Annotated in this window: 4 protein-coding genes and 1 tRNA gene; 2 read left to right on the forward strand and 3 right to left on the reverse strand. The window is 62.9% G+C overall.

What is annotated here, in order from left to right; all coding sequences use genetic code 11:
• Positions 1-104: 104 nt before the first annotated feature.
• Positions 105-3,215 (reverse strand): PAS domain S-box protein, encoded by a 3,111-nt coding sequence (locus QZ638_RS21945; RefSeq protein WP_295814556.1) that lies wholly within the window; start codon positions 3,213-3,215, stop codon positions 105-107.
• Between the two features lie 350 nt (positions 3,216-3,565).
• Between QZ638_RS21945 and QZ638_RS21950 the strand changes: the two genes are divergently transcribed.
• Entirely contained in the window at positions 3,566-4,021 is a 456-nt protein-coding gene (locus tag QZ638_RS21950) for a phasin (protein WP_295814563.1), read from the forward strand.
• A gap of 295 nt (positions 4,022-4,316) precedes the next feature.
• A tRNA-His gene (locus tag QZ638_RS21955) sits at positions 4,317-4,393 on the forward strand.
• Positions 4,394-4,485: 92 nt separating this feature from the next.
• Here QZ638_RS21955 and QZ638_RS21960 read toward each other — a convergent pair.
• Positions 4,486-5,583, reverse strand: coding sequence for a diguanylate cyclase (locus tag QZ638_RS21960; protein WP_295814559.1), 1,098 nt, complete (start codon positions 5,581-5,583; stop codon positions 4,486-4,488).
• Between the two features lie 111 nt (positions 5,584-5,694).
• Positions 5,695-6,101 (reverse strand): exodeoxyribonuclease VII large subunit (locus QZ638_RS21965; RefSeq protein WP_295814562.1); only part of this gene is annotated, 407 nt, incomplete at its 5' end.

Raw genomic sequence — 6,101 nt, forward strand, 5'->3', positions numbered from 1 at the left:
CGAGCCGACGACCTCGACGCCGCCGCGCTCGCCAGCCCGGTCAAGCTCTCCGCCGGCCGCAAGCGCCACGCGCTGGTACGCCCGGCCTAAGCGGCCTCGTTTCCCTACTGGCTGGCCGGTAGCGCCGGTTCCTTGGCAGCGCCAAGGCCGAAAAGGGTGCGCAGAAACCCGGGCGCCAGGGCGGACAACGGATTGACCTGAATTTTCGGATCCTCGATCGGCCCCTCGACCTTGTAGGTCGCGGCGAAGATTCCCTCGTTTTCACCGCCGGTCAGCAACGAGCCGCTAACCGGAATTTTCCCGAGCACCCGGTTGAGCGAATAGGCCGGCACCACGGTACCACTGGCATCGGCCGTGTCGTTGACGAGGTCGAGCACATGATTGCCCGAACGATTGATGTCGTGCAGGTAGTCCCGGTAACGATCGTTGCCGATCGGGCCGAATTTCTCGTCGAGCATCAGCTCGGAAAAGCCGATGATGGCGTTGAGCGGTGTGCGCACTTCATGGCTCACACGCGCCAGGAATTCGGTTTTCTGGGACGAGGCGCGCTCGGCTTCGGCGCGCGCCTGGGTCAGTTCCTCGGCGGCGCGTTTCCATTGCGTGATGTCGCGCAGGACGGCGCAGAAACCGCCGCTGTGGGGCAGCCGGCCGATGGTCATGAAAAGCGGGATAAAACGTCCTTGCGCCTCGCGGCCGATCACCTCCAGCCCGTCGTTCAAAACGCTGGCGACGCCATTGTCGGAGAGGCCGTCGAGATGCGCACGCACCGCGCTCTGGCTCTCGATGGCGAAGAGCGCGGTGAAGGGCTTGCCGGTCACATCCCGATCGTCGAACCCGAACAACGCTTCCGCCGGCCGATTGGTGGAGCGGATGTTGCCGTCATTGTCGATGACCACCACGCCGTCCGTGGCGGTGTCGACGATGGCCCGCATCTCGGCAAGATGCATCTGCAACTCGGCCGTCTGCGCTTCGTGTTCGGCATCGCTCAGCGCTTCCGCCTCGGTAATGGGTAATGCCGCATCCGGAGCGGCCGCTTCGGTTTCCGTCTCCAGGGTCTGTAAGGCAAGAAGCAGCGCTTTGCCCTCGCGCCAGGGAACGGATTGCAGATGAGCGTGCACATCGCGTTCGCCGCCCTGGGCGGTTCTGATCTTCAGGGCCTGAGCGTCTGCCGGTGCATCGGAAACCTCGTAGCTCTCGGGGAAAAGCATGTCGAGGCCACCGCTTTCTTCAAGGGCTTTCAGATCCGGATAGCCGGTCAGGTCGAAGAAGGCGCCGTTCGCGTAATGCAGGGTATCTCCCGCATGAATGAGAATCGGCAGTGGCAGTCCGGCCAAAAGGCCGGGGTTGTTCGCGTCACCGCCGGCGGGCATGTTGAAGAATGCCGACGGAACGATGGCCGAAGACAATGCGGGCGTCCGTGCGCCGCTCTCGGCGCTTTCCTCAGCCGGCGGCGTCTGCACGGCCTCCTCGCGAGGAGCGGTTTCCGCAGGCATCTCGGCGTCGTCCCGGACCGGTTGGTCCGGCGCGGACGTCTGCATCGGCTCTTTCTCTAGCGGCCCGGCATCCGCAGGCGTGTCGCTCTGCGTGGTTCGCTCATTCTCCTCGCGCAGACGTGCACCTATCTCGCGAAAGGCGGTGACTTCCATTGGTGACAACCCGCCTTCGGCGGCGGGCTGAGCGCGATGCCTGGCGAGTTCGATGATCTTGACGGATTCGTCCTGTCCGTCGTCGTTTCCGGGTTCGGACGTGACGGTGGGAGCGTCGTTTGCGTCGGTCGGCTCGGCCTGCGGTGCCGCTTGGGGCGTTTCCCCGACCGTTTGGAGATCCTCGCGGTCTTGAGATTGTGTGTGGTCTTCCCCTGCCGGTACAGCCGCGGAGCCTGTTGCCGCATCGCCCGTTGGCAAGGACGCTCCCGGCGACAGAACAAGCCCGATGCCTTCCGGATCCGTCACCGCGTCGCTCATGCGGGCCAGACCGAAGCCGTGAAATCCCTCGAAAATGCGCCCGCGACCGTAGATCGGCAGGGCGGCAAGATCCACCGGAACCTTGAGGTCGGTGCCTTCCAGCGGCCACATGACGGTGCGCCCCGACCAGGTATCGCGGCGCTCGAGAAGCGTGGAAATATGCCCATCGGGGTCAAGGCCGAACGCGTTTGAAACCTCGCGGAAGCGCCGGCCCATAACATCGGCCGCCGCCGGGCCGACCGCCTCGGCAAATGCATCCGAAAGTGCGGTGAAACGCCCTTCCGAATCCGTTCGCCAGGCAAAGCGGACCGTGCCCTTGGGACGCTCCGTCGGGGGCGAGGGTGGGGTTTCCCCATCGTCTCCGGTCTCGACCGGGGACGGCACGGCGATTTCGTGCGTGGCGATTTCGTCCGGCGATTTCTCATCGCTCGCCGCTCGCGGGTCGGCGCGCTCATTTTCGTCGGCGACAGGCTCGGAATCGTCGACACCGAGATCTTCGGCAAGCGGTGGCTCCGTTTCCATCCCGGCGCCGGCTGCGATGCCAACGGTCGGGGAGGCGGGTGCCTCGTCGTGCTGAAGTGGCGCGTTCTGTTCATCCACCACGACGAGCAGGTGCCAGGCAGGATTGTCGGTCAGCTTGGCGAAGGCGGCCGGGCGGCGGCGGGAAGCGCCTTCCACCAACCGCTTGACCAGCCGGTCTTCTTCGTCGCGCACCTCGGCCACCAGAGCGCGGAGGGTTTCGCGCTCTATCCCGAGTGCTTCGAAACTGCTGGAGGCGGCCGCAACGAGACCGTTTTCATCCACCAGGGCGGCGAACTGGTCGGCGGCATCGAAACCTTCCACCGCGGCGGTGGCGCGGTAGCGATCATCGCGCATACGCGTCGAGGTCGCCTTCAGCGCGAGAAGGATCGCCTTCTCGCCGCCGGGAAGCGCGACGGTCGATGCGCTCAGATTGACGATGGGCGCCCTGAGACCGCGCCCCAGGCGCGTGGCGACAACGCGCTCGCGGGAAATTTCGGGAAAACCGGGCGTCGCCGAAATCTGCCGTCTGGTCGTCATGGAAAGGCCGCTTGCCGCGCCGATCGCCTCATCGATGTTGTGATGGCCGAGCAACGCCGCGCCAGGCCCGTTCGCCCAGATGACGGTGTCGAGTGCGGGGGAGAGGATGAGCAGCGCATCGCCGGCGGCGAAGCGTTCACGCACCTGATCCAGAACCGCAATGTCAACAAAAGAGTATGAGACAGACGCCATTCAAACGAGCCAAACAATTATCCTGCATGGAATCGGCCCGGAGATTCGGCGGGCAGAAATCCACATCGGTTCAAACAGCATCGGGCTGCCATCCTCAACCGCAGAACGCGGCATCCCGATAACGACGTTAACACCTTATTAATAAAAGCATGTGGCGGCGAGGTCCACAAATGCCAATGATCCGCAAGCGCGAATTCTCGTTGATTGGTTAATCTCGAGGGCGAAGAATGCTGCGACGCAACAATCATGTTGCAATGCACAATAATCGATGCTATATACCGGCCAAGAATTGTCGGGCGGGTGTCAACCTCACGGAGACCGCCATGAACGAGAACCAAAGGACCGCGGATATGACCAAGACCACGCAGAAGGACAATGGGACCGTCGAGTTCCCGACGTTTGACGCGACGCAGGCGAGCGAGCAGTTCCGCGCTTTCGCCGAAAAGAGCGCCGAGCAGACGAAAGAGGCTTATGCGCGCATGAAGGTGAACGCCGAAGAGACGCAGAAGGCTCTCGAGGCGACCTTCGAGAACGCGAAAACGGCCGGCAACGAATTCACCTCGAAGTCGATCGCCGCGCTGCGCGAGGGCACCGAGGCCAATCTGGCTCATCTTGAGGCGCTGGCCGGCGCTCGCTCCTTTGCCGAGCTTATCGAGATGCAGAGCAACTTCATGCGCAAGCGCATGGAAGTGGCCGTGGATCAGATCAAGGACTTCCAGGCGACCTCGCAGAAATCGGCCGAGACCGTGTCCAAGCCGATGAAAGACGTGTTCGAAAAGACCGTCAAGGAACTGCGCGTCGCCTGAGGCGTTTAGCGACTGGATCGCCGCGCGTTCTTCCGGACGCGTGAAAGGGCGATCCGACTGACAAATGGAGCATCGGAACCACCGGAACAGGTTTCCAAGTTTCGGCCGATGCTCAAGGAAAGTCCGGCAGCGCATTCCTCCTCCCGCCGCTGCCGAGTGGGGCCGAAACCTCCTCCCTTCGGTCCCTTTGCAAAAAAGACCGGGATCCTCCCCCCGGTCTTTTTTCTTTTGTTCTTTTGGCTTGAAAAAGCGATCATTTGCCCGTATTGACGCGGACGCCGGTCACCGGTCACGTGCGGTTGTAGCTCAGTTGGTTAGAGCGCAGGATTGTGGCTCCTGAGGTCGGTGGTTCGAATCCACCCAACCGTACCATTTCCAGATTTTCCAGTTTTCAATGCGTGAGTGGTAACGGTCCGCTGCGATGTTTGCGTTCGCGGCCTGCGCATTCCCCCGAGGCGCCGCGGTCAAGCGGCGACAGCGATTTCGACGCGGTTTCGGCCGGACGCCTTGGCGCGATAGAGAGCCATGTCGGCACGCTTGAAGGCGGTTCCGAAGGCTTCGATCTGCACACCATCGCTGGCGTAGAGGCCGATGCTGACGCTCAGGCTGATCTCCAGGCTTCCTTCATGGCGATACGGCGTCGCCGCAACCGCCTTGCGCAGACGTTCGCCGAGATTGAAGGCGCGCTTCGCATCGTGGGACGGGAGAACCAGGGCGATCTCCTCGCCACCGTAACGCGCCACCAGATCCGTCTTGCGGACATTGGAACGCACCAGAACGGCGAGATGCTGCAAGACCTTGTCGCCGACATCGTGTCCGTGCGTATCGTTGATCTGCTTGAAATAGTCGATGTCGATCAGCATGAGCGCACAGGCATGGCCACGTTCGCTGGTGGTGGCCATCAGATTCGGTCCACGCAGGTCGAAAGCGCGTCTGTTGGCAAGCCGCGTGAGCGAGTCGGTCGAAGCCTCCCGCGTCAGGGTATTCTCGCGCTCGTACTGACGTCTCTGGCGATCGACGATGCCGCCGACGAGCATGGTGCCGAGAACGTTCATGACCAGCATGACCGGACCGATCTTCCTGAGTACGGCAATCGCGCTCTCATAGGGAAGCAAGAACATGGAGACCAGCGAAGCGGCACAGAAAAGACCGAGTACGGCAAATGTGCCCAGGCCCATGCGCCGGCCCTTAAAATATACGGCGAAGGCGACGCCGATGGCGGCACACATCACGATGCCCACCGCCCCAGCGGCGGCTCCGGCGCCGCCGATCCAGAGCCTGAAGGCGACCGCTGCAACCGTCGTCACACCGACCGTGAGCCATCCGCCGAAACTCATCGCAAGGATGACGAACGCATTGCGCAGATCGAAGATGATGCCCGGCGCGACCTGAACCGGCAGCGACATGGAACCCACCGCCCCGCCGGCAAAGACAAGAGCGATCAACCAATGACGGATGCCGGCAGTCGGGCTGCTGCGCAGGACGATGTCGTAGAACAGCGCGGCGATTGCGGCGATGCCCAAATTCTGCAAGACGCCGGAAATCAACTGTGCCGTACTCATCACATCGTCCTCATTTTCGTGGAACCTAGGCACTCAAGGTTTCAATGCAGTAAAGGGAGGACCTGTCCTCCACCGGCGCCGCCGCCTTCAGCCGTTCGTCAGATCCCGCCTCTAGAAAAGGCTGCCCTGTCCTTTCGGGCCGTCGGCCGACGGTTTGGGTTTTCTGGAGCCGGCCGTTGCTTTTCGCCCGTCGCTGGCGGCGACCGCTCGTGCGACGCCGTCGGCGAACTGAATTTGCAGTTCGAGACCGGGCTGAACATCCGCCGCGCGTTTCAGCGGCAGATCGTCGGGGCCGCGAACGAGGGCGAACCCGCGTTCGAGAACGCCTTCGTGGGAAAGCGATTTGGCCAGACGCATGGCCTGATCGGCACTTGCATGGCCCTGCTTCAACTGCATGTCGATCTGTGTGTCGGCACGGCGTTCCGTCTGGGCGAGCCGATCGCGCCAATGGGCGATGCGCTGGTTCAGCGCGAGGGGGGAAACCCGTGCCGCATCACGATCGAGACGTGTGCGCTGGG

Source organism: uncultured Nitratireductor sp., assembly GCF_913053745.1.
In the GTDB taxonomy this organism is placed as follows: domain Bacteria; phylum Pseudomonadota; class Alphaproteobacteria; order Rhizobiales; family Rhizobiaceae; genus Nitratireductor.